This window comes from Stenotrophomonas sp. Steno-C15, from assembly GCF_056393265.1.
In genome coordinates, this window is record NZ_JBWJPF010000001.1 from 402055 (window position 1) to 426645 (window position 24591).

General features: G+C 68.1%; 19 protein-coding genes. 14 read left to right on the forward strand and 5 right to left on the reverse strand.

The features are described 5' to 3' along the window. Positions 1 to 13: 13 nt before the first annotated feature. Positions 14 to 1810, forward strand: coding sequence for a chloride channel protein (locus tag AC06FB_RS01770; RefSeq protein WP_478053324.1), 1797 nt, complete (start codon positions 14 to 16; stop codon positions 1808 to 1810). Between the two features lie 15 nt (positions 1811 to 1825). On the opposite strand, the gene AC06FB_RS01775 is transcribed toward AC06FB_RS01770, so the two are convergent. The 4 genes from AC06FB_RS01775 to AC06FB_RS01790 form a co-directional block, all read right to left on the reverse strand. Further along, positions 1826 to 2116 (reverse strand): DUF6959 family protein, encoded by a 291-nt coding sequence (locus tag AC06FB_RS01775; protein WP_053517836.1) that lies wholly within the window; start codon positions 2114 to 2116, stop codon positions 1826 to 1828. A gap of 123 nt (positions 2117 to 2239) precedes the next feature. Continuing rightward, positions 2240 to 3079, reverse strand: coding sequence for an OmpA family protein (locus AC06FB_RS01780; RefSeq protein ID WP_053517837.1), 840 nt, complete (start codon positions 3077 to 3079; stop codon positions 2240 to 2242). A 61-nt stretch (positions 3080 to 3140) separates the two neighbouring features. Next, a complete protein-coding gene (locus tag AC06FB_RS01785; protein ID WP_478053310.1) occupies positions 3141 to 9629 on the reverse strand; it encodes an ESPR-type extended signal peptide-containing protein in 6489 nt (2162 codons plus the stop codon). 202 nt (positions 9630 to 9831) lie between these two features. Then, positions 9832 to 10812 (reverse strand): AraC family transcriptional regulator, encoded by a 981-nt coding sequence (locus AC06FB_RS01790; RefSeq protein ID WP_065175242.1) that lies wholly within the window; start codon positions 10810 to 10812, stop codon positions 9832 to 9834. A gap of 690 nt (positions 10813 to 11502) precedes the next feature. On the opposite strand from AC06FB_RS01790, the gene AC06FB_RS01795 reads away from it, so the two are divergent. The 13 genes from AC06FB_RS01795 (at position 11503) to AC06FB_RS01855 (ending at position 24066) form a co-directional block, all read left to right on the forward strand. After that, positions 11503 to 11682 carry a Flp family type IVb pilin gene (locus tag AC06FB_RS01795; protein ID WP_065175243.1) on the forward strand — a complete coding sequence of 60 codons (180 nt, stop codon included), beginning with the start codon at positions 11503 to 11505 and terminating at the stop codon, positions 11680 to 11682. Between the two features lie 104 nt (positions 11683 to 11786). Continuing rightward, complete coding sequence (locus AC06FB_RS01800) at positions 11787 to 12332, forward strand: A24 family peptidase (protein ID WP_478053311.1); 546 nt, start codon at positions 11787 to 11789, stop codon at positions 12330 to 12332. Beyond that, on the forward strand, positions 12329 to 12805 hold the full coding sequence (locus AC06FB_RS01805; RefSeq protein ID WP_111185924.1) for a TadE/TadG family type IV pilus assembly protein: 477 nt from the start codon (positions 12329 to 12331) through the stop codon (positions 12803 to 12805). Before AC06FB_RS01800 ends, AC06FB_RS01805 begins: the two co-directional genes overlap by 4 nt. Positions 12806 to 12824: 19 nt before the next feature. Further along, positions 12825 to 13868: a Flp pilus assembly protein CpaB gene (gene cpaB / locus AC06FB_RS01810; protein WP_164152538.1), complete on the forward strand. Its 1044-nt coding sequence runs from the start codon at positions 12825 to 12827 to the stop codon at positions 13866 to 13868. Between the two features lie 18 nt (positions 13869 to 13886). After that, a complete protein-coding gene (locus AC06FB_RS01815) occupies positions 13887 to 15245 on the forward strand; it encodes a type II and III secretion system protein family protein (RefSeq protein ID WP_111185926.1) in 1359 nt (452 codons plus the stop codon). Positions 15246 to 15272: 27 nt separating this feature from the next. After that, entirely contained in the window at positions 15273 to 16529 is a 1257-nt protein-coding gene (locus tag AC06FB_RS01820) for a CpaE/TadZ family protein (protein WP_065175248.1), read from the forward strand. Next, complete coding sequence (locus AC06FB_RS01825) at positions 16514 to 17863, forward strand: TadA family conjugal transfer-associated ATPase (RefSeq protein ID WP_065182946.1); 1350 nt, start codon at positions 16514 to 16516, stop codon at positions 17861 to 17863. Before AC06FB_RS01820 ends, AC06FB_RS01825 begins: the two co-directional genes overlap by 16 nt. Positions 17864 to 17865: 2 nt before the next feature. After that, positions 17866 to 18816, forward strand: a complete 951-nt coding sequence (locus tag AC06FB_RS01830) for a type II secretion system F family protein (RefSeq protein WP_478053312.1) — start codon at positions 17866 to 17868, stop codon at positions 18814 to 18816. A gap of 22 nt (positions 18817 to 18838) precedes the next feature. Next, positions 18839 to 19768: a type II secretion system F family protein gene (locus AC06FB_RS01835; protein WP_065182948.1), complete on the forward strand. Its 930-nt coding sequence runs from the start codon at positions 18839 to 18841 to the stop codon at positions 19766 to 19768. A gap of 5 nt (positions 19769 to 19773) precedes the next feature. Further along, positions 19774 to 20652, forward strand: a complete 879-nt coding sequence (locus tag AC06FB_RS01840; RefSeq protein ID WP_065175332.1) for a tetratricopeptide repeat protein — start codon at positions 19774 to 19776, stop codon at positions 20650 to 20652. Further along, positions 20649 to 21104, forward strand: coding sequence for a DUF3613 domain-containing protein (locus AC06FB_RS01845; RefSeq protein WP_263174585.1), 456 nt, complete (start codon positions 20649 to 20651; stop codon positions 21102 to 21104). The genes AC06FB_RS01840 and AC06FB_RS01845 overlap by 4 nt, the downstream gene beginning before the upstream one ends. Positions 21105 to 21112: 8 nt before the next feature. Continuing rightward, positions 21113 to 23260, forward strand: a complete 2148-nt coding sequence (locus AC06FB_RS01850) for a TadG family pilus assembly protein (RefSeq protein WP_262218296.1) — start codon at positions 21113 to 21115, stop codon at positions 23258 to 23260. Positions 23261 to 23358: 98 nt separating this feature from the next. Then, positions 23359 to 24066: a DUF2968 domain-containing protein gene (locus AC06FB_RS01855; protein ID WP_065175254.1), complete on the forward strand. Its 708-nt coding sequence runs from the start codon at positions 23359 to 23361 to the stop codon at positions 24064 to 24066. A gap of 70 nt (positions 24067 to 24136) precedes the next feature. Here AC06FB_RS01855 and AC06FB_RS01860 read toward each other — a convergent pair whose 3' ends face one another. Further along, positions 24137 to 24535: a DUF4124 domain-containing protein gene (locus tag AC06FB_RS01860; protein ID WP_478053325.1), complete on the reverse strand. Its 399-nt coding sequence runs from the start codon at positions 24533 to 24535 to the stop codon at positions 24137 to 24139. Positions 24536 to 24591: the final 56 nt, after the last annotated feature.

The window sequence follows — 24591 nt, forward strand, 5'->3', positions numbered from 1 at the left end:
GGTGGCGATCACGATGGCGGCGTATCATGCCGCCACCATGGCCTCCACGGTTCCACCATCGCGCCTGCATCTGGCCTTCCAGGGCCTGCGACTGCGCCTGCGTGGCAGCGACCTGTGGTTCATCGCACTGGCGTTGCTGGTCGGCCTGATCGCCGGTGGCCTGACGCTGCTGCAGTCGGACATCGCGCGCGGGCTGCAGAGTGCGCTGTACGGGCTGGAACCCGGCATGCGCCTCAGCTCCCTGCCCACGCTCAGCTGGACCGCCCTGCTGGTGCTGCCGCTGGGCGGCCTGCTGGTTGGGCTGGTCAGCCTGGCGGCCGCGCGGCGCAAGCGCCCGCTGCTCGACGCGGTCGAGGCCAATGCCCTGCATGGCGGTCGCATGTCGATGCGCGACAATCTGATCGTGCTCACCCAGACCCTGCTGTCGAACGGCTGCGGTGCGTCCGTCGGTCTTGAGGCTTCGTATACCCAGATGGGTGCGGGCAGCGGCTCGCAGCTGGGCCGTGTCATGCGCCTGCGCCGCAATGATGTGCGCATCCTGGTCGGTGCCGGTGCCGCCGGCGCCATCGCCGCGGCCTTCGGGGCTCCGCTGGCCGGCGCCTTCTACGCGTTCGAGATCGTCATCGGCGCCTACACGCCCGCCGCTCTCGCGCCTGTGGCCCTGGCCGCACTGGCGGGTGCATTCGTCGCCGACCAGGCCGGCATCGAGGCGTACCTGCTGCCCGCAGCCTCGACCATCGATGTGCGCGCCGCCGACTACGCGATCTACGGCCTGCTCGGTTGCTGCTGCGCCATGGTGGGGATCGGCGTGATGCGACTGATCGCCTCCATCGAAGGCGTGGTCAAGCGCAGTCCACTGCCCCTGTGGGGGCGCCCGGTGGTCGGCGGCCTCCTGCTGATTCCACTGGCCATGGCCAGCCCGCAGGTGCTTTCCTCCGGTCACGGTGCGCTGCACCTGGACCTGACCACGCAGCTGCCACTGATCTGGATCGGCGGCCTGCTCGCCCTGAAGCTTCTGGCCTCGGGCATTTCGCTGGGCTTCGGCTTCCGCGGTGGCCTGTTCTTTGCGTCGCTGTTCATGGGCACCCTGGTCGGCACCCTGTTTGCCGGCCTGCTGGCGATGGCCACTGGCGTGCCCGTGGTCGACGCCACGTCCGCGGCGCTTGCGGGCATGGCCGCGTTGGCCGCCGCAGTGGTCGGCGCGCCGATGACCATGGCCATGCTGGTGCTGGAAGGCACCCACGACTTCCTGCTGACCAGCGTGGTGATGAGCGCGGTACTGGTCTCCAGCACACTGGTCCGCCAGTGGTTCGGTTACTCGTTCTCGACATGGCGCATGCATCTGCGCGGCGAAACCATCCGCAGCGCACGCGACGTCGGCTGGATCCACACCCTCAACGCCGGGCGGATGATGCGCAAGGGCGTTGCCACCACTCCGGCCGGGCTGGATGCCGCTGCGTTCCGCCAGCGTTTCCCGCTGGGCTCCGGCAGTCGCGTGGTCCTGATCGACAGTGAAGGCCACTACGCCGGCATCGTGCAGATTCCGCGCGTCTACGCCGACGGCGTGAAGCCGGAGACACCCGTTGGCGACCTGGCCGAGAACCGCGAGGTGTCACTGTTGCCCGGCGCGGATGTGGTCAGCGTGATGCAGTGCTTCGACCGCACGCAGGCCGACGAACTGGCCGTGGTTGCCGCCGATGGCCAGCTGCTGGGCATTGTTTCCGAGGCCTTCGTGCGCAGGCGCTACGCCGAGGAACTGGACAAGCGCCAGCGCGAACTGATGGGCGAGCGTGTCGAAGACGCCGATTGATCGCCCGCCCCGCTGCTACAGCGCTTCGCCGGCATCGGCCAGCCGCGACTCGATCAACGCGTACCATTGCTCCAGCATGTCGATCAGCATGTCCAGCTCTGCATCGGCACGCTGCGCCCGGCCACTGCGCAGGCAGGCCTGGGTTTCCTGCAGCTGGGCCAGGAACCCGGCCACGGTATCGGCCTGCAGGATCAGGCCCGGCAGGCGCCGCCCGGGGATGCGCACGACCGCATGATTGCCGAGCTGGCCATACACGCTGAGGGTGGTTTCCGTCTTCATGGACAGAGGCAGGAATTGGGCGTTCATCGCGTGCACCGTATGAAAACCTGAGCCACCGGCAGGGGTGGACGACGGGGGAGACGTGGCCACGTCCTGCCGGTGGTCAGGGGGGACTCGGGATGCCGGGGCATGACCACGGCGCGGGAGACTTCAGCGCGGGTGCGCGATCCCGACGATCTGCACCCGGCGATTCGGCGCAAGGCACGCGATCAGTTCGCGACGGTTGCGCTGTGCGCACTGCACGATCGGTTCAGCCGCGCCGCGCCCTTCGGCACTGATGCTGCCCGGCGGCACTCCGCCCTGCACCAGGGCCGTGCGCACCGCTTCGGCCCGCTTCTGCGAGAGTTGCTGGTTGTAGCTGGCCGCACCGATACGGTCGGTGTAGCCGACGACCTGGATCGACTGCACCTTGCTGGCCTCACGGACCTGCGCCAGGATGCCCTGCACCGCCTGCTGGCCTTCGGCGCTGAGTACCGCGCTGTCGAAACCGAACAGTGCATCGGCGGCCAGGCGCAGCGGCTGTTCGGGCAGTGGCGCGGGTGCCGGCGGCGGCGGCGGTGGCCGCGGCGGGTCGAGCACGGCGGCGCAGGATTCGGGCTTCCAGTAGCCGGCCTGGGCGATGCCCTTGTTGTCGAAGCGCACCTGGAACTGGCAGGTGAAGTACTCGGCGCCCTGTGCGGTGCGGAAGTTGAACAGATAGTTCCACTCGCGCACGCCCCACATGCCTTCGTTGAAGTGGGGCGTACCCAGCAGGCTGTACAGCTGCCGCTTGCTCATCCCGGGCGCGAAGCGGCGCAGGTCGGCGATGTCGGGATAGGTACCCTCCTTCAGCGACGCCTTGGAGACTTCCGGGAAGGCCACTGCAGTGGCCTCCGCCGGACCCTCACCGGCGGGCGCGTGGCTGCGGCAGGCGGCCAGCAGGCCGGCGGCGAGGATCAGGCCCAGCGACGCGGCGATGCGGCCGGCGCGGGCGATGCGATGCTGATTCATGTCATTCCCCCTGTAGACGTTTGCGCGGCAACCGGGCCGCGATCGCGGCCCGGCTACGGCGTTACCACTGGATGCCGGCACCGACGGCCACACCGGCCTCGCCACGGCTGTTGGTGGAGCCGCTGAACTTGTAGATCCAGCGGCCTCCTTCCGAGACACCGGACAGGCCCACCGCCACGCCCGATTCGCCGTTGTAGCTGCCGGCGGCGAACGAGGCCATGCTGCGACCCGCTTCGCTCGGCTGCGGCAGCGAGGCCGTGGCCATGGCCGAAGCGATGCCGGCCGAAGCGCGGTTGTCGGTCCTGCGCAGGTCGCGCTCGAAGCCGCCCATGCGCTCGTCGGTATAGGCCTTCGACCAGTCCAGGGTCTGCGCCATGCCGGACTTCAGCTGGTCGACATTGACCGCGTCGGTGCCTGCCGTACCGGCGGCAACGTTGCGGACCGTCGTCGGGCCGCTGGTGCTGCTGCCGAGAGTGACACTGTTGAAGTTGGTGGCTCCGTTGACGGTGGTGTCGTAGCGGATGGTGCCCTGCTGCGAGGCCTGCAGCTGCCGCACGTTGACCGCATCGGTGGCCTGGGTGCCGTCTGCCACATTGACCACCTGCCGTTCGGCGCCGCTGGCCCCCACCGAAACCGTGTTGGCACGGTTGGCCACCGACCCTGCGCCCAGGGCCACCGAGTTGTCGGCCTGTGCCTGCGAGCCGTTGCCCAGGGCCGTCGAGTTGGCACCGGCGGCCGTCGACCCTGCACCACCGGCTGCGGAATTGGCGCCCGTCGCGGCCGGATCGGCCAGGTTGTTGCTGTTGTTGGCGCGGAAGCTGCCGGCGACGTTGGTGATGTTCTGGATCTTCTGGTCGGTGTAGGCCTTGGACTGATCGATGGCATAGTTCACGCCATTCTTCAGCTGGCCGACATTCGTCGCGTCGTGATCGTCCGAGCCGTCGGCAACGTGGGTGATCTTGCGTTCACTGCCGCTGCTGCCGACCGACACTTCGCCTGCCGAATTGCTGGCACCCGTCTGACCATAGGCACCGGTATAGCCGCTCTGCGCGCCGACGCTGGCCACCGAGCCGGCACCCAGTGCCACGCTGTTGTCCGCGCTGGCGTTGGCACCGTTGCCGACTGCCACGGCCGAAGCACCTGCCGCACTGGCCTGCGGACCCACCGCCAGCGCCTCCGCACCTGCCGCAGCGGCCGCCGCGGCGCTGGAGTTCACTGCCAGGTACGGGCTGCCGCCACCGTTGGTGATGCGCTGGTTGAGCACCCTCAGCGAACCGTCCACCGCGGAGAACGCCGCGGTGACGTTGCTGTAGTCGTTGGCGGTCAGGGTGCCGTCGGTGGCGATGCTGGAGATGCTGAACGACGGCGCGGTCCACAGATTGGTGGTGCCGTCGAAGGCCGTGCTGCCACCGAAGTAGCTGGCGATGGTCGAGTTCGTGCTGAACAGCTGGTCGCCGGTGATGGCGTCGCTGCTGCCTGCAAGGATGCTGCCGGCCGCCACGTTGGTCACCTTCACCGCACCCGTGCCGGTACCGCTCAGGGTGACCGTGTTCACGACGTTGCCACTGCCATCGACATCGTACTTCACCGCGCGCTTGTCGATATCGTCGGTCTGGTCGGCGACATTGGCCAGCGAATTGCTGACCGCGTCGAAGGCGGTGCCGACGTCGTTGTAGCTGCCCTGGCTGATGGTGCCATTGGCGGCGATGTTGTTGATCGTGTAGGTCGGCGCGGTCAGCACACCGGCCGCATTGACCGCCGCGCCGCCCCCGAGATGGGTGGCGACAGCCTGGTTGGCAGCGAACAGCTGGGCACCATTGATGGCTTCGGTGCTCGTGGCGCTCACCTGGCCCGGGCCGAGGTTGCGCAGCGTGGTCGCCGTGCCGCCCTGACCCAGCGTGGCGCTGGCGTAGTTGACGCTGCCATCGCCATTGAGGTCGTAGCGCAGCGCGCCTTCCTCCGAGGCCTGCAGCTGGCCCAGGTTCACCGCATCGGTGGCAGCCGTACCGGCGGCCAGATTCGTCACCTGGCGTTCGGCACCCGCTGCACCGATCGACACGCTGTTCGCACGGTCAGCCAGGCTGCCGGCACCGACCGCGATCGCGTTGGCCGCCGTGGCGCGGGCGTTGGTACCGACCGCGATGGAGTCGGCACCGGTGGCCACTGCCTCCACGCCCGTGGAGTTCACCCGCAGGTACTTGGTGCCGCCGTTGCGGATATCGTTGATCTGCGTGTTGAGATTGACCAGCGAGCCGTCGACGGCGTCGAAGGCATCGGTCGCATTGTTGTACAGGCCCTGCGCAATGGCGCCATCGGTGGAGATCGTGCTGATCTCGAACAGCGGCGCGGTGAAGGCGCCACTGACCGGATCGAAGGCGGTGATGCCACCGAAGAAGCCGGCGATGGCGGCGTTGGTGGTGGCCAGCTGGCCGCCGTTGACGGCTTCCAGGCTGCCGGCGGTGACCGCACCCGCGGCGAGGTTGCCGATGGTGGTGGTACCGGTGCCGTTGCCGAGCGTGACGCGGCGATAGTCTGGATTGCCTGCGCCATCGACGTCGTACATCACCGCGCCGGCCGAAACATCGTCGATGAGGCTGATCGCACCCTTCAACTGGGCGACGTTGACCGCATCGGTGTTGGCGCTACCCGCAGCCAGGTTGGTGATCTGGCGCTCGCCACCGTTGGCGGTACCCACCGAAACTTCACCGGCAGAGACCTGGGCGGCAGTCAGACCATAGGCGCTGTAGCTGGCCTGTGCGCCGCGCAGCGCTGCGGAACGGTAGCCCAGCGCCACCGAATTGGCCTGGTTGGAGGTCGCCTCCGCACCCAGCAGGGTCTGGCCGTTGGCAGTACCCACCGCGCTGTCGCCGACGATCACCGAGTGGCCCATGCGCGCGGCGTAGTCCGCAGTCGGCACGCCGGTTGGATTGGTGGGATCGTTGGGACCGGCTCCCGGGAACGCCACGTTGGCATCCACCTTCGGCAGCTCATGGCGGGCATTGGCGCCGATCACCACTTCCTTGGAGCCGTTGGCGAAGGCACCGTCACCCATCAGCACCTGGTAATCCTGTGCGGCGTTGACCGCCCAGCAGGAGATGTCGGCCAACGCGATATCCAGGCACTTGGCGGCCCATGCCGGCGAATCCGTCGGCAGCAGCAGGCCCAGCAGGCCACCGGGGTTGCCGTTGTTGATGTTGTAGATGTAACTGTCGGAGGTGACGCCACCGATCAGGGTCAGGTGCGAGCTGCCACCGGTCACCGCGCCGCCCAGGCCATTGAGGGTGCTGCCGACCGGTGACAGGTTCACGACCGGCAGGCCGAGCACGTTGACCGTGGAGTAGGCCTGCATCACGTTCGCGTTGCTGAGCTTGAGATTGCCGTTGTGCAGATAGCCGTCACCGCCGAACAGGCTGCTGGTCGTCGGGCCGATCAGCTGGCCGACGTTGCCGACCAGGCCACCGGTACCGATGATGAGTCCCGCATTCGGATCAGCCGGAGCGGGTGCCTTCGGGCTGTCCGGCGGAATCGCCGAGGGCTGGGTCAGGCCCAGGCCACCCAGCGTGCCGCCCACCAACCCGCCGACTGCGCCGCCGAGATTGTTGACGGTACCGTTGAGGTTGCCCTCCAGCAGGTTGCCCACCGCACCGCCGACGTTGCCGAGCGTGCCGGTGAGTACGCCGTCCAGCCCGCTGCCCGGCGTGGTGCTGCCACCCCCTAGCAGGCCACCGACAACGCTGCCGACCGAGCCGACCGTATTGTTGAGTGCACCGCCCACGGCACCTCCGATGGTGCCGACGGTGCCGTTGAGCACACCACCCACCGCACCACCGACTGCGCCGACCGTGCCGTTGAGCACGCCTCCGACTGCACCGCCGACCGCGCCCACGGCGCCGTTCAAAGCACCGCCTACGGCGCTGCCGACTGTGCCAACGGTGCCGTTCAGCGCACCGCCGACTGCACCGCCGACCGCGCCGACAGTTCCATCCAGGACGCCACCGACTGCACCTACCGTACCGTTCAACGCGCCGCCTACCGCGCTGCCGACCGTGCCGACCGTGCCGTTCAGCGCACCGCCGACTGCACCGCCGACCGTGCCGACAGTTCCATCCAGGACGCCGCCGACCGCACCTACGGTGCCGTTCAGAGCGCCACCCACGGCACTGCCAACCGTGCCAACCGTGCCGTTGAGCGCACCGCCAACGGTGCCGACAGTTCCATCCAGGACACCGCCGACTGCACCTACGGTGCCGTTCAGAGCGCCGCCTACGGCGCTGCCGACCGTGCCAACCGTGCCGTTGAGCGCACCGCCAACGGTGCCGACGGTTCCATCCAGGACGCCGCCGACCGCACCTACGGTGCCGTTCAGAGCGCCACCCACGGCACTGCCAACCGTGCCGACGGTGCCGTTGAGCGCACCGCCAACGGTGCCGACAGTTCCATCCAGGACACCGCCGACTGCACCTACGGTGCCGTTGAGCGCGCCACCGACTGCACCACCGACAGTGCCGGAGGTTCCATCGAGGACGCCACCTACGGCACCCACGGTACCGTTCAAAGCGCTGCCTACGGCGCTACCGACCGTGCCGACCGTGCCGTTGAGCGCGCCACCCACCGCACCACCGACGGTGCCGACGGTTCCATCGAGGACGCCGCCGACTGCACCCACCGTGCCATTCAAAGCGCCGCCTACGGCGCTACCGACCGTGCCGATGGTTCCATCGAGGACGCCGCCAACCGCACCCACGGTGCCGTTCAACGCGCCGCCTACGGCGCTGCCGATCGTGCCGACTGTGCCGTTGAGCGCGCCACCCACCGCACCACCGACGGTGCCGACGGTTCCATCGAGGACACCGCCAACCGCACCCACGGTGCCGTTCAACGCGCCGCCTACGGCGCTGTCGACCGTGCCGACCGTGCCGTTGAGCGCGCCACCCACAGCACCACCGACGGTGCCGACGGTTCCATCGAGGACACCGCCAACCGCACCCACGGTGCCGTTCAAAGCGCCGCCTACGGCGCTGCCGATCGTGCCGACCGTGCCGTTGAGCGCGCCACCCACAGCACCACCGACGGTGCCGACGGTTCCATCGAGGACGCCACCTACAGCACCTACGGTGTTGTTCAACGTGTCGCCCAGGGAACCACCGACGTTGCCGACGGTGCCGTTCAGTACACCGCCCACCGCACTGCCGACCGTACCGACAGCACCGTGGAGCGTGCCGCCTACTGCGCCCACGGTGTTGTGCAGCGTGCCGCCCACTGCGCCACCCACGGTGCCGACAGTGCCGTTCAGTACACCGCTCACCGCACCGCCGACGGCGCCGACGGTTTCGTGTAGCGTTCCGCCTGCTGCGCTGCCCACCGTGCCGACCACGTCGTGCACTACGCCACCCACAGCACCGCCGACCGTGCCGGCAGCTCCGTGAAGCGTGCCACCTACTGCGCCCACGGTGTTGTGCAGCGTGCCGCCCACTGCGCTACCTACGGTGCCGACGGTTTCGTGCAGCGTCTCGCCTGCTGCGCTGCCCACCGTGCCGACTACGCCGTGCACTACGCCACCCACCGCACCGCCAAGATCGCCCAGGGCGCCGTGATGCAGGCCTCCGAGACCGAGCGTGCTGGCCTGCGCACTCACGACGGTCCGGCCCGCGAGCTTCAGGTTGCGATCGGCCACCACGTCCTGGCCACCCGGGCCCTGCACGCGCACCTTGCCGGCGACGCCTGCATCGAACGCCGCCGTGATCGCGCGATCATCGGTCTCGCCCGGCAGTTCTTCCTTGGCGGGCAAGCTCACCGCTGCGGTTGCGGAGGCCTTGCCCTGGCCCTCGATTCGATGTCCGGCGATGGCCAGATGCGAGTCGGCGTTGCCGTCGATGCCGGCCTTCAACCCGGACAATCCCTGCGAGGACGTCGTGATACCCGCTGCCGCCTTGGCGCCGGCACCCACCGATGCCACCGGGGCACCCGCGATGCCGACCCTGGCCTTTGCCTTCGCATCGGCCGTCAGCCCCAGCGGCGAAGCGGAGCCGGAGGAAACGTTCGCTGCCAGTGAGGTATCCACCTGGGTACCTGCTCCGATGCCGAGCTGGGCCCGCACATCAGCGGCCAGCGCTGGCGTGGGCACATGCTGCGGCGATGCGTTCGCCCCCAGCTTCACCTGCACGGCGGCCGGCAGGACCTCGTGCACCAGCGGCAGCGAGGCCGTGCTCAGCTGCAGGCCCACACGCGTATCGGCACTGATCGCAGGCGTGGCCTGCGCCTGTCGCGCGGCTGCAGCCAGGGCGACTTCGGCATCGACCTTCACCGGCAACGTCTGGGTGTACTTGGCCGCCAGCGCCTGCAGATCGCGCAGCGACTGGTTGGATTCGGTTGCGGATGCCGGCCCGCTGGCCAGCACGCACAGCAGTGCAAGCGCAAGGGCGCTGGGCGTCAGCAGGGAGGTGCGCGGATCGCGTGATGCGGTGCCGCCGCTATCGCCGGTGGCCAGTTCCGAGGCCACAACCAGAGCATTGAGCTGGCGGTTCCATACACGCCGGTAGATGCGGTTCATGAGCATTTCCCCCGTAGGCGAACAACTTGAATGACAGTGGACTTGCCGCTAGGCAGGTGACTGACATTTCAACGGTTCGCGGAGGCGTGGCGCACTTCAATCCGGCAGGGCAATCGCGCAATCCGGCAAATCCACGGCCGGATTCGGCAGCCGGATATGCAAAACCGGCAGCAATGCCGTGAAAGCCCCTGTGGGGCAAGACTCAGGCCGGTTGGCCCAACTGCGCGGGTGCACGCATCAGGGTATCCCGCGGAAGTTCACCGAACACCTTCCGGTAATTGTCGGCAAAGCGGGAGAGATCCCACAGGCCACAGCTCAGCGCGATCGCCTTGACAGAACGCCTGCTGGAGTCGGCCATCGATAGGCTGCGGCAGGCTGCACACAGGCGCAGCATGGACAGATAACGGTTGGGCGACGTACCGAACAGATCTTCAAATGCATAGCGCAGGCCACGCTCGCTGACACCGGCGGCGTCGCAGATTTCATTCATGTATATATTGCGACGCAGGTTGAGCCGCATGAAATTCTCGGCGCGCTGGGCGATCAGGTAATGCGTACGCCGTGCGCGGCTGCACCCCGGGCGATCGACGGCACCGGCACCCAGCAGGGCCTGGATGTGCTCATGCAGCAGCCGCTCGGTTTCCTCCGGCTGCAGGCTGGCACCCTGCCCCAGCTGCTGGTGCAGCTGCTGGTAATGCAGCGCCAGCGGGGCATCATCACCGGACAGATTGAACAGCGAGAGCGCCTGTCCCGCCGGCGGGGTGCTGCGCAGGCTCAGTTCGGTCAGCTTGCGCTGCACGCGGGATACCGGCACCAGCATCAGGGTCAAGCGGGTACCGGGGCTGAGGGTGAATTCACTGATGCCTTCGGGAAGCACGGTCAACGCCATCCCGGCCGCCAGCGGTACGCCATGGCACCAGCTCACCGCCTCGTCGGTGGCCTGCAGATACCCCAGCATCGCCCAGTCCGGCGGCAGCATGAAGCGGCCACGGCAATGGAATCCGCAGCTGATGCTGCAGAACAGGGCTTCCTCATGCACGCGCGAAGCGAACGCCGCGCGCGGGCCATTGCCGTCGAGCAGCAACAGTTCCACATCGCATACGCGAAGCACACCGCTCAGCGTGGCCAGGTCGATCGACCGGAGCTCGCCGTCGTCGCTGTCAACCACCCCACCATCAACCATGACAGTGTCGTCCCCCGTTGGTCAGCTGCCCGCCGCAACCCCCACTGCCCTACAGGTGCGCGCGGTTTCCAAGAGCATCATCCGTTGCCGTGATGGATGCGGCCACTGGCCGGCTCCACCTTGAAAGTACCAAACCTTGAATACGAGTATGCCCGATAATCCACGCAGGTAAACAGGTCGCACGGGAATACAGCAACCCGCGCCCGGCGTGAAGGAAATGTGGGCGCCAGTGGCACGATTCTCGCATGCGTTAACCCGGGTCACATTATTAACATCACGATGAATCGTTACGCCTGGGAACGGCGCTTCATCACAGAATAAGCAACCGATTATCAGGAATAAGAGATTCCTGCCGAATTTGCATATAGGTTCCGGTTGCACCCGGCCGCCATTCAGGCAAAGTCGGTATCACGGTGATCGAACCGCTCCGATGCGGTCACACCCAGGGGACAGCATGACGATGCACGCGCTGCTCGATGACGTTGCGACCACCGGCCTGGTGCCGCGCGGTCGCACATGCGCGGTCGCTGCACTCCCTGGCGGAGATCACCCTGCTTTAGCGATGCGGGACAGTCCCGCATTGCCACCTCCGCCAGGATGGCAGAGGTCCATGGACGGTCCCGACGGAGTCGGGCAACCGGCCGATGCAGGTGTCTTGTTGCCATTGACAGGTAGAGGGAGACAACCGTCATGAACGCTTCCATCCGCAAGTTCCTGAAAGAAGAAGATGGCGTGACCGCACTCGAATACGGGCTGCTGGCCGCTGTGATCGCCGGCATCCTGATTGCCGTGGGCCGCACCCAGATCACGGAATTCTTCACCACGCTGTTCACCCGCCTTTCGGCAATCGCCACCGAAGCAACCACCTGAGCGACCTGCGGACGCACCACCGCTGGTCGCGCCATCCGCGACCACGGTGGCCGCAGGCCGGGATGCGGTTGCAGACGGTCCAGTGACGGACGAAGGGGAGTGCGATGACACTGCTGGGACTATTGGCCATCGGTGTGTGCCTGCGGATCGCGATCAGCGATCTGTATGCCCGCCGGGTGCCCAATGCCTGGCTGCTGGCCGCGTGCGCGCTCGCGATACCTCTGCTGGTCGTCGGGCAGTTTGGTGAGCCACGACTGCCATGGCCGGCGCACCTGCTCGGTGCCGTTGCCGGCCTGCTCGCGCTCCTGCCCTTCTACGCACTACGCTGGATGGGCGCAGGCGACGTGAAATTCTTTGCCGTGCTCGGCCTGCTGTTGGGATGGCATGCCTTGCTGCCGATATGGGTAGTGGCCAACCTTGCCGCCGGCGCCCACGCAGTGGCGATCCTGCTCGGGCGTCAGCTGGGCATGCACCTGCCGATGCGCGTGCAGCTGCAGGTATCGCGCGCCAGCGAGCAATGGCAGACACACCCCGCATTGCGCGGAATGGAGGCTGCCCGCCAGGGGCGCCGCGGCATTCCCTATGCGGCCTACCTCGCATTGGCGGCGATCGGCTGGCTCCTGGCCACGACCTACGGAGGTCTCGCATGAACACCCTCGGTCCGCGGCGCCAGCGTGGCGTGGTTGCCGTCGAATACGCACTGATGATGATCCTCGGCCTGGTGCCGCTGCTGCTGTTCACTTTTTCCGGCGTGCTGATCATGGCTGCCCAGCAGACGCTTGCAACGGCTGCTGCCGAAGGCGCGCGCGCATCGCTGCGCTTCGGAACCGCCAACGAACGACGCACCGCCGCGTGCGTCGCAGCACGCCAGTCGATGCAATGGCTGCTGCAGTTCTCCAGGCAGAACCCTGACTGCAGCGCCGGCGGCACCGGTCCGATCCAGGTCTCGGCGCAGGCACCCTGCGCGGGCATGGCGACCGCGCAGTGCATGACGGTCACCGTCCGCTACGACTACGCCGCCCACCCTTTCTTCCCCGGCACCGCCACGCTTTACGGCTGGGTGATGCGGGCCCCCATCCGCAGCGTCGCGGTCGCCCAGCTCGACCTCGGCTCCGGCAACTGACGGTACAGGAGACGGTTCCATGCTCAAGTTGACCCGCATCGCCGCCATCGCTCTGATCGCACTCGCGGTGCTGCTGGCGCTGATCGCATTCGTGATCGGCCGCAGGCCCGCCCCTTCGACGGAAAGCGCGGCTCCGGTCGTTCACGCCGACGCACAGGCCATTACGGTGGTCGAGGCCATCGCCCGGCTGCCGGCCGGTGAACCGATCACAGCCAATGGCGTGCGCCTGGCCCGTCGAAGCGCAGCCGTGCCGGGTGCCGCCGCCGACCTGGCCGCCGTGGTCGGCAAGGTGCCGGTGCAGGACATCGCCGAAGGCAGCACCATCAGCGACGCAGTGCTGGCCCAGGGCTTCTCGCTGCAGCTGCGGCCCGGCGAGCGTGCACTGGCGGTGCCGGTGGATGAACTGGTCGGTGCCGGCAACCGTATCCTGCCGGGCGATTTCGTCGATGTGTTCCTCAACCTGCGCAGCGAACCTGCCAGCTACAACGCGGCACCCGACGCCGCACAGACCCGCCTTCTGCTGTCGCGCCTGCGCGTGCTCAGTTATGGCCAGCAGGACATCGCCCCGAACACGGGCAGCACGAATGCCAGCGCCGATACCAGCAACCGTGCAGACCCGCGCGCGGCAGATATCACCAGCAACGCCAGCAGCGGTGGCGGCAGTAGCGGTGACGCAGCCCAGCCGGCCCGCAGCGCCGTGCTGGCGGTGCCGGTGGCCGATGCCAACCGGCTGCTGCTGGGCGCGCAGCAGGGCAAGCTCTACCTCGCGCTGCGCAATCCCGCCGACGCCGGCCAGCCCGACCTGGCCCTGTTCCCGCAGGCGCGGGGTGTGATCGACCCGCTGCGTGGCCTGGACGCGGAACAGCAGCTGGCGTTGCAGCGCCCCGAGAACCACGCCTTCGCCGGCATCGATGGCGATGCCCTGGCCGGTCGCAGCAACGCACGCGCACGCACGGTGAACGACGCCCCGGCACAGCCCCCCGCCGCCCGCCGCAGCGCACCGCGCGCATCCGGAATCGAGATCATCCGCGGCGATGGTTCTGCGCCTCGCGGCTCCCTTTGACCTGCACCGAGAGCTTCCATGACCGAACGTCGCCAGAGTCCACGCCCCTCCTCCCGCCAGCGCTGGCTCGCTCTGCTGCTGGTGCTGCTGGCGCCTGCGACCAGCGTGGCTGCCGACGACCTGGTGCTGCAGGCCCGCGAACAGCGGCCCTGGACGCTGCCCGCGGACCTGGAACGGGTAGCCATCGCCGATCCGGGCGTCGCCGATATCGTGATGCTGCGTGGCCAGCGCCAGGCGCTGCTGGTCGGCAAGGCCCCCGGCACCACCACCCTGCTGCTGTGGCACCGCAAGCAGTCGGAGCCACAGCGCGTGCAGGTCCGCGTGCAGAGCGCGGTGCAGGGGGCGGCCGATGCGGGTTCCAGCGGCTTGGTGTTCACCCAGCAGGACCAGCAGGGCCTGCTGCAGGGAAGCACCGACAGCGCGCTCTCGCACATGCAGGAACAGAAGGCGGCCGCGATGGCGTTGGGCAAGGATGGCCAGCTGGCCGATGCCTCCACCATCGCCAGCGGCGGTGTGGTCCAGGTCGAGGTGAAGGTGGTCGAGTTCAACAAGACCGCGCTGAAACAGGTCGGCATCAGCTTCCAGAACCGCAACGGCGGTTTTGCCTATGGCTTCGCTCGTCCGGGCGGCATCCTGCCGGGCAACACCGGCGTGCTGCCCGGCATGCAGGAGGGCAATTCCAGCAACGAATCGGAATCGCCCATCTCGTCGGCCTTCCGCCTGGTGTTCGGCTCGACGAAGGGCCTGTGGAATGCGGACCTCGATCTGCTGCAGTCCAATGGCATGGCCCGGGTGCTGGCCGAGCCGACCCTGGTCGCGCTGTCCGGCCAGAGCGCCAGCTTCCTCGCCGGTGGTGAACTGCCGATCCTCGAACCCCAGGGCCTGGGGACCACCACCATCACCTACAAGCCGTTCGGCATCGGCCTGACCGTCACCCCGACCGTGCTCGCGCCCAACCGCATCGCCCTGAAGGTGGCGCCGGAAGCCAGCGACCTCGACTACACCAACGCCATTTCCCTCAACGGTGTGCAGATTCCGTCGATCAGCACCCGCCGTGCCGATACCACGGTGGAACTGGGCGATGGCGAGAGCTTCGTGATCGGCGGTCTCGTCAGCTCGACGGTCGCCTCCACGGTGAACAAGATCCCGCTGCTGGGCGACCTGCCGATCATCGGCTCGTTCTTCCGCGATTTCGACTACAAGCGCCAGGACAAGGAACTGGTGATCATCGTCACGCCACGGCTGGTGCAGCCCCTCGCCCGCAATGCCGAGCTGGCACTGCCAGGCGAGCGTGAGGCCCGGCCCAACCTGCCTGAGTGGGGTTCCTGGCTGCTGGGTCCGGTCAGCCAGGACCCGGTGCCCGGTTTCTCACGTTGAATCCATGATGCCTGCGATACCACGCCCATGCCCTACGCCACTGCCCAGCCGCTGCATCCGCAAGGACCGCCGATGAACCTGGTCCTGTACGGGATGGATCGCGAACTGCTGCCGCGGCTGGCGGCCAAGCTGCCGCCTGCCACCACCCTGCACTGGCAGGACAGCGGTGAGCCGACATCCGCGCAGGACCTGCAACGCGGTCCGCAGAATCTGGTACTGCTCGACTTCCGCCCCGAGCACGCCGCCGCCTCGACCGTGCTGGCGCAGCAGCTGCAGCAGACCCAGCCGGACCTTGCGCTGGTCGCCGTTGGCGCCACCAGTGCCGGGCAGGTCGAAGGCGTGGTGATGGCGCTGCGCGCCGGCCTGCGCGATGTGCTCGACCTGGACAGCGACAACACCGGCATCGAGGCCGCGCTGCGCCGCGCGCTCTCGCCCCGGCCCGCCGCTGCCGCACACCAGCCGCACAAGGCGCGGTTGATCCTGCTGCTGGGCGTACGTGCCGGGGTCGGCACCAGCACACTGGCCGCGCATCTGGCCGTGCTTGCACAACAGACCCATGCGTTGGCGCAGGGCGAGGCCAGCACCCAGGACGGTCTGCTGCTGGAACTGGCGCAGCCGGCGGGCGACCTGGCGCTCTACCTCAATCTGGACAGCCGCTTCCACTACGAAGACGCACTGCGCAATGCCAGCCGCATCGACGCCACCCTGGCGCGCACTGCGATGGCGCGCCATGACAGCGGACTGGTCCTGCTCGACCGCGCCAGCGGCAGCGATGCGCTTCCGCCGTCCGATCCGGGCGCCCTGCTGCAGCGGCTGCGCGGCGTGTTTGCCAGCGTGCTGTGCGACGCCGGCGGCTGCCCGCTGCGTCAACTGCCACCGCTGCTGCTGGACCAGGCCGACGAGATCTGGCTGGTCGCGGACGCTTCGATCGCCACTCTGGTCTCGCTTGACCATGCGCTCAAGCATCTGTCCGGCCAGCGCGAACGGGAGAAGCGCCTGCAACTGGTGATCAACCGCCATGACGACAGCAGCGGCATGAGCCCGGAGCAGATCGCCCGACGGTTCGAGCTTCCACTGCTGGCCACGCTCCCCGAACGACCACGCGTACGTGCCTCCGCCAGCCACGGCCACCTGCTGCTGCAGGACGCGCCGCGTGATCCGTACCTGCGTGCCCTCGCCCCGCTCGTCCAACGCCTGGATCCGGCTGCATGCCCGGTCCAGACGCACGGCCTGCGGGAAAGACTTGCCCTTGCCCTGGGTGGATCGCAATGGAAGACAAAGTAACCCCGTTTCCGCACGCCGTCGCCCGCCACACCGTTCCTGACCACGTTGCGGGCAATCTGCCATTCGCAGAGACCGAGCAGTACCAGAAGGTGCTGTCCGCGGCGCATGAGCACCTGCTCAACAGCATCGAGGACGAGCGCATCGATATCGATTCCTGGGCTCCGGACACGATCGCGCGCTGGGTGCAGGTGCAGACCGTGGGTTTCATCCAGGAGTGGCGCATCCCGATCAATGAAGAGGAGATGCAGGTGGTGGCCGAGGGCCTGGTCAAGGAGCTGACCGGCTTCGGCCCGCTGGACGACCTGCTGCATGATCCCACCATCGAAGACATCCTGATCAATGGCTTCAAGGATGTGCATGTCTCGCAGGGCGGACAGCTCAAGCGCGCAACCCAGCGCTTCACCGACGACACCCATCTGCTGCGCATCCTGCGCCGCATCCTCGCGCCACTTGGCCGGCGCCTGGATGACTCCAACCCGATGGTGGATGCGCGCCTGCCCAACGGCGGCCGCCTCAATGCGATCATCTCGCCGCTGGCGGTGGACGGCCCGATGGTCTCCATCCGCAAGTTCCGCAAGGACCCGTTCACGCCCGATGAACTGCTGGCCAAGGGCACCTTCGATGCGCCGATGCAGGCGCTGCTGAAGGCGATGGTGCTGGGTCGCTGCAACATCCTCGTCTCCGGCGGCACCAGCTCGGGCAAGACCTCGCTGCTGAACGCCCTGGCCAGCTACGTGCCACCCACCGAGCGCGTGATCACCGTCGAGGACACCGCCGAGCTCTCGCTCAACCATCCGCACGTGGTGCGCCTGGAGAGCCGCATCGGTGGTGCGGAGGGACAGGGCGCCGTCAGCATCCGTGACCTGGTGCGCAACAGCCTGCGCATGCGCCCCGACCGCATCGTGGTCGGCGAGGTGCGCGGCGCGGAAGTGCTGGAGATGCTGCAGGCGATGAACACCGGCCACGACGGCTCGATGGCCACCATCCATGCCAACTCGCCACGCGACTGTCTCTATCGCATCGAGATGCTGGCCGGCTTCGCCGGGTTCCAGGGCAGCGAAGACAGCCTGCGCCGGCAGATCGCCAGCGCGATCGATTTCATCGTGCAGATCTCGCGCCTCGGCAGTGGCCGGCGCGTGCTGGTATCGATCACCGAGATCACCGGCGTCAGCGACAACCTGATCACCACCCAGGAGATGTTCCGCCACGAAGTGCAGATCGACGGCAGTGGCAAGGAGACCGACCGCTGGATCGGGCTGGGCTTCCAGCCGCACTCGCACAAGCTCGAGCCGTTCCGCCAACTGTTGCGCGAATCCCTCTACGGAGACTACTGAACATGGGAACCGGCCTGCTGCTGGGCGTATTGAGCATCGTGTCGGTGCTGCTGGCGCTGGCGGTATTGCTGTGGGGCACCGCCAACAGCCGCGAACAGCGGCAGGCATCCCTGCAGCATGCCGAACAGCAGCTGGCACGTGGCAGCGCGGGCCCGGGCAGCAACGCGGCTGCGGCCAACGATGGATCGCGGCCGCTGCCGGCAGCAGCTGGCCGTCGCGCGCTGCCCTGGAATGGCCTGCTGCAACGCGCGGGCCTCGCCACCGGCTGGAAGGTGCCGCTGATGCTGCTGGTGCCCGGCCTGGCCCTCTCGCTGTTCGCGATGCTGCGGCTGGGAACGGCATGGATGCTGCCGCTGACGCTGCTGCTGTACCTGCTGGGCTGCTGGTTGTGGATCATGCGCCGCACCGCCAGGTTGCAGGCCAAGCTGCTGCATCAGCTGCCGGACTTCCTCGACAACCTGGTCCGCCTGACCGCGCTCGGCAACAGCCTGCAGTCGGCCTTCCAGGTCGCGTCGCAGCAGGCGACGCCGCCGCTGCGTGAGCTGCTGGACACCACGGTGCGATACGCACGGGGCGGCATGGACCTGGACCGCGCACTGAACCTCGCCGCGCAGCCCTATCGGATGGAGGTGCTGAAGGTGCTGGCCGTGGTGATGGGCGTCAGCGTCCGCATCGGCGGCCGCGCCGATCAGATCCTGCAGCGCATGGGCGATTTCATGCGCGACCTGGAGCAGGCCCAGCAGGAGCTGTCAGCCACCACGTCCGAGACCCGCATGTCGGCCTGGGTGCTGGGACTGCTTCCGCCCGCCAGCGCCGTACTGATGGCGATCTCCAGCCCCGAGTTCTTCCAGCCCGTGCTGCACGATCCGCTCGGTCACAAGATCCTGCTGATCGCCCTGGGCCTGGAACTGCTCGGTGGTTTCCTGCTGTATCGCCTGGCCAAGTCGCTATGAGCATCCGCAGCGGAGGTTCCCGATGAGCGCAACTGCCTGGTTCGCACTTGCCCTGCTGGTCCTGGCCGCCGGCGTCGCCCTGCTCGGTGTGGGCGGCTGGGTCCGCAGCCATCGCGAGGACCGCAGTGCGGCAACGCTGAAGACCGCATTGCAGCCACGAGATCCGATCGCCGACGAGGACGCGGCCCGCAGGGATTCACTGGGCTGGCTGGAGCGCTTCGGACGGACGCTCAGCGGCGGGCGCCTGGAAGCCGCACTGCTGGCAGGCGAGGATCGCCTGCTGCTTGATCTGGCCGGCTGGAACACCCGTCGCGGCACGGCGATCTATCTGGGCCTGCGCCTTCTGCTGGCAGTACTGGTGCTGGCGCTGACCCTGGCCGTGAGCGATGCCACCGGCCTGGCCCGGATCATGGTGATCGTCGGCGCGCTCGCCGCCGGCCTGCTGCTGCCCAAGTTCGTGCTGGCCGCGTGGGTCAAACGGCGGCGACGCGCCGTCAACAACGAGTTGCCGCTGCTGATCGACCTGCTGCGCCTGCTGCAGGGGGTTGGCTTCAGCATGGATCAGAGCCTGCAGACCCTGGGCGACAAGCTGCGCGACGCACTGCCGGTGCTCGGTGGCGAGATCCAGGAGGCGAACGTCGCCTACACCCATGGACGCACTCGCGCCCAGTCGCTGCGCCGGCTCAGCGATGTCTACGGCGATGACGACCTGTCCAGCCTGGTGCAGTTGATCCTGCAGGTGCACGCCCACGGCGGCGCGGTGCAGGAGCCGCTGCGCCAGTTCAGCATCCGGCTGCGCGAACAGCGCCGCAATGCTCTGAAAGAGAAGGTCGGCAAGCTCTCGGTGAAGATGACCGTGGTGATGATGCTGACCCTGCTGCCTGCACTGATGCTGGTGCTGGCCGGGCCTGCGCTGGTCGCGCTGGCCAAAACCCTGTCGAACATGGGATGACCGTCATGCCTGCTCTGCGCCACGCCTGTCTGTTGTTTGCTCTTGCCACTGCCGTCGCGGGATGCGCCTCGTCCACCCCGAAGTACCTGCGCGCGCCTACCCTGGCCGAGCCCGGGCCCGCGCCGCAGGACAGCCGCAATGCCTACCTTGAGCTGATCGAGCGCATGCAGCTGCAAGGGGCCTGGTACGCCTCGCTGGCGCATGTGGATGCATTCCGCCAGCGCTACGGCGATCCTCCGGCGCTGCGCCTGCTGCAGGCCAATGCACTGCGCGAGACCGGCCAGACCGACGCCGCGGCCGCGCTGTACCGCGAACTCAGCAGCGGGCCGCAGGCCGCCGCCGCGGCACATGGCCTGGGCCTGATCGCCGCGCATCGCGATGACGAGGCCGGCAGCGAACTGTCGCTGGCCCGCGCCACCCAGCTGCAGCCGTTGAATACCGATTACCTGGGTGACCTGGGGTATGCGCGTCTGCGTGCCGGCCGCTTCGATCAGGCCCGCGAGCCGCTGGCCAAAGCACTGGAACTATCACCGGGCAACGCCAAGGCGACCGCCAACCTGGCGCTGTGGGCGGTCCTGCGCGGCGACAACGCCACGGCCGAACGCCTGGCTGCGCAGGCCAACCTCAACGAAGACACCCGGCGCAGCATCCAGCAGCAGGCCCAGCAGATCCGCAGCCGGCTGCAGCAGCGCCAAGCCCAGGCATCGGCGGCCAGCAGCACGGCACGGATCGCCACTGTGCCATCCCGCGCCCCCGCCCCGGCCGGCAGCCGGCTGGCGGCCGAAACACGCCGTGACGCCCGCGATCGCGATCCCTCCCGTCTGCCGCCGTCGATGCTGGAGCGCTTCGGCACGTCCGACCACCCGACCGAGAACACGCCATGACCGCCATGACCCTGATCCGACGCCTGCTGCCTGCGGTCACCTGCTGCCTGCTTGCCACGGGAGCCCACGCACAGGCGCCACAGGCGCCGCTGACCGGCCAGATGCTGGGAGGCGGCCCGGCCGCCGGCCCGGCCGTCGCCCCACAGCAGGCCGAAGCACTGGCAACCGTCGACCTGGCGGCGCCTGCGCCGCCCCCGGCGATGCCAACCGCGCCTCCTGCTCCGGTGGCCGCCGCACCGGCTGCGCCACGGCGCAACGAGGTCGGTGATGCCACGCGCCAGCTGTTCCAGCTGCAGGCGTCCGGGCAACAGGCGGGCGCGCGGCTGCCGATCCTCGGCGACCAGGCAACCGCCAGCTACGCGCGCTACCTGAAGAGTTTCGAGCAGGACATCCCCGCCTTCTTCGACACGGATGTCGGCAGTTCCAAGAGCACCTCCAACTCCGGACGCTGAGGCATGCCATGAACCGCTCTCGCCAGCCCCGTTTCCACCGCCCGCGCGGCGGCATGTCCGTCACCATGATGCTGGTAATGCTGGCACTGGTGGCCATGCTGGGTCTGATCGAGGTCGGTTTCCTGTTCTGGGCCAAGCGCGATGCGCAGAAGGTCGTGGACCTGGCGGCGCTGGCAGGTGCGCAGCGACTTGAGCTGTGTACATCGAACAACGGCGACAACAGCGCCGCGCGGCAGAGCGCACTCACGCAGAACCAGTTCCCGGGCACGGTGCAGGTCCGCTGCGGCAACTGGAGCGCCGCACGCGGAGGCAACCGCTTCAGCGAGACGGTCGACGCCAGCAATCCGCGCAATGCGGTGCGGGTGGTTGCGACCCGCAGCGTGCTGCCGTTCTTCGGCCAGAACGGGAGCCTGCCGACCATCACCGTGCAGGCCGTGGCACGCCGCTCGGAACCGACGGCGGTGTTCGCGGTGGGTTCGCAGCTGCTGCGCACGAACGGCAACTCGCCCTTGATGGGCACCCTGCGCCTGGTGGGGCTGGACGTCACCAACGCCACGGTGCTGTCGTACGACGGACTGGCACAGGCCAACATCACACCGTCAGGCCTGCTCAATGCGCTCGGCATTCCGGTCACCGCCAATCTCAGCGTGGCCGACTTCAATCGCCTGCTGTCGTTGAACCAGGTTTCACTGGCACGGCTGGTGGACGCCACCGCCACGGTGGTCGGCCGCAGCACCACCGCGGGCGTGCAGCTGCGTGCGCTGTCCGACCTGGTGGCCACCCGCCTTGACATCAATCGGGTCAATATCGCGCTGGGCAGCCAGAACGGCGGCGGCGGACTGTTCGCCGAGGTGATCTCTCCCGACGGCACGGTGGGCAGTGCGCTGCAGTCGCAGATCAACGTGCTTGACCTGGTCAATGCAGCCATCTCCATCGCCAACGACGGCAACGGCGTGGCGGTGCCGAACCTCAACCTGCTCGGCATGGATATCAAGGCAGGTGTTGTCGAACCGCCGTCGATCGCCATCGGCGGTGTCGGTTCGCGGGCCTACAACGCACAGGTCCGGCTGATGGTCGACGTCGACAGCGACCGCCTGTTCGGGGTGGGGCCACTGCTCAACCTGCTGGGCACGCGCCTGCACCTGCCATTGCATGTGGACGTGGCCAACGCGATGGGAACACTGACCAGCATCCAGTGCAGCGCGGCACCGCCCACCGCCACCATCCAGGTGGACTCCTCGGTACTGCGCGCGTGCGTCGGCAAGGTCAATGCCGCCGACCGTTTCTCCAAGAGCAATGTCTGCGACGCCACCTTGCAGAACGAACAACTGCTGACACTGCTGGGACGGCCGCTGATCAACGACAAGATCACCCTGCCGGCGCTGACCGGCACGCAGAGCCTGACCCTGGCCGCCGGCCAGACCGGCACCACCCGGATCAATCCCCTGGCCGTCGGTGACGCGGTCTCGCACCTGGTCAACGAGCTGCTGCGTGTCCTGTCGGGCATGCTGAGCTCGCCGGCACAGGGCATGAATGCCAACGACACGGCCAAGGCACTGGCCGACCGCTACCTGCAGGCAGCGTTCCCCTCGGGCGGCCGCTACAACGTCGACCAGCTCATTCCCCTGCTGCGCGACGGCGACCCGTCGCGCAACCTGGCACCGCTGGGCAACTGGACGGTCAAGAAGGGCGTGCCCAAACCCTGCCTGATCGGGCTGGGCACCTGCTGGGAAGATGGCTCGGTCTGGGCAGGCTACCGCGCCACCGTGACGGGACAGGGCCTGGGTCTGCTCGACGGGCTGCTCGGCTCACTGGTCGGCGGGCTGCTCATCAACCGCTGCGACAGCCTGCTGGGCAGTCTGATCGACTACAACGGCTGCGTCCGCACCAATCTGGCCTCGTACATCCAGACCGCCCCGGACGGCTTCCTCGACGCGGCGGCCGGCGGCGGTGTCACCGCGCCCGGCAACAACGTGTCCTGCAGCGGTGTGCTGTGCACCGTGCTGAACCCGGTGCTGGCCGCGCTCAAGCCGGTACTCAACACCGTCGGCTCCCTGCTGAGCACGACCCTGGCCAGCCTGCTGGGGCTGGAGCTGGGCCGCACCGATGTCAACGTCCAGTCCATCCAGTGCAATGGCGCACAGCTTGTGTTCTGAGCCGGGCCGGCGCCCTTGGCGCCGCCGCCGCGCATGCTAGACTCCCGGGCGGGGAACACTTCCATCTCAACCCACACTCATCCGTGGATGGTCCAGACATGCGAGAAACTTCAGGGGGCACCGTCTTCGCCCGCCACGCGCGCGGCGCGGCACTGCTGGCCGTGGCCATGCTGCTGGCGGCACCGTCCGCACTGGCGGCGCGCAGCAGCCGCGAAGCCGCAGCCGAACCGGTACGCAGCAGCGCACCCGTGGTACGCAACACGGTGGACGAGCTCAAGCAGTTGATGGACGCACGCCAGCTGACCGAACTGCGTACCACGTACAACGGCAACTACGGCGCCAGCCTGCTTTTCAATGCCAGTACCCTGACCTACTACGTCGCCCTGTTCCAGGAAAAGAACTTCTGGCGCGTCATCAAGACCGATGCCGTCGACAACGCCGAGCGGGTCTATCGCACGTTCGTGCAGCAGACCGAACAGCTCGCGCAGGTCTACATCGATACCACCCGCCTGGAAGCCGGCAAGCGCTATACCGAGCGCCTGGTGGCCTACAACGAAGAGCGCCTGCGTACCCTGCAGCAGGAAATGGAGCAGCAGCAGGCGCAGTCGGCCCAGGTCAGCGCGTCACTGCAGCAGGCCCAGCAGCAGGCCGTCAGCCTGAGCACCGATGTGCAGAGCACCAACAGCCAGCTGGACGCCCTGCAGCGCCGCATCCAGATCCTGCAGGCCGAACAGGGCAACCCCGAATTGAGCCTGCCGAAGCCGGACAGCACACCCGCGCCGGCAGCGGCCAGCGACGTTCGCTGAATCCCCCGACAGAACCCGACAGCGGCGCCGAACGGCGCCGTTGTCGTTTTTGGCCTGATTGCGACCCGTTTCAGCGGCAGGCCTCGAACACGGCATCGTCCCACTGCCTGCGCTGGACGAAATCCGCCCGGCGCGTTCTGGCCAGCGCCTCCGTGCGCATCCTGCGCGCCCGTGCACAGGCCGCAGCATCCGCACTGATCGGAATCAACGCCCCCTGTGCACGGCCCGATCGCCGCGTCGGCCTGCGTCCACCGTTACCCGTGGGGGTCGCCTCGGCGGTGAGCGGCGCACTGCCGCGCGGCAGCGACTGCTCGGCGGGCACTTCCCAGCGCCACTCCGCCTGCCCCTGGCAAGGCGTCTGCTGGTACAGCGCACGCCCGCCGTCCGAGCACTTGTAGACCTGGGTCTGCGCCGCTGCGGATGTCGCCAGCAGCATGGCCAGCAGCCCCCATCCCGGCAGAGTCCTCATCTTCACCCCCTCCCACGACCAGCACTCATGGTCGGTACGACGAGCGCCGCGCGCCA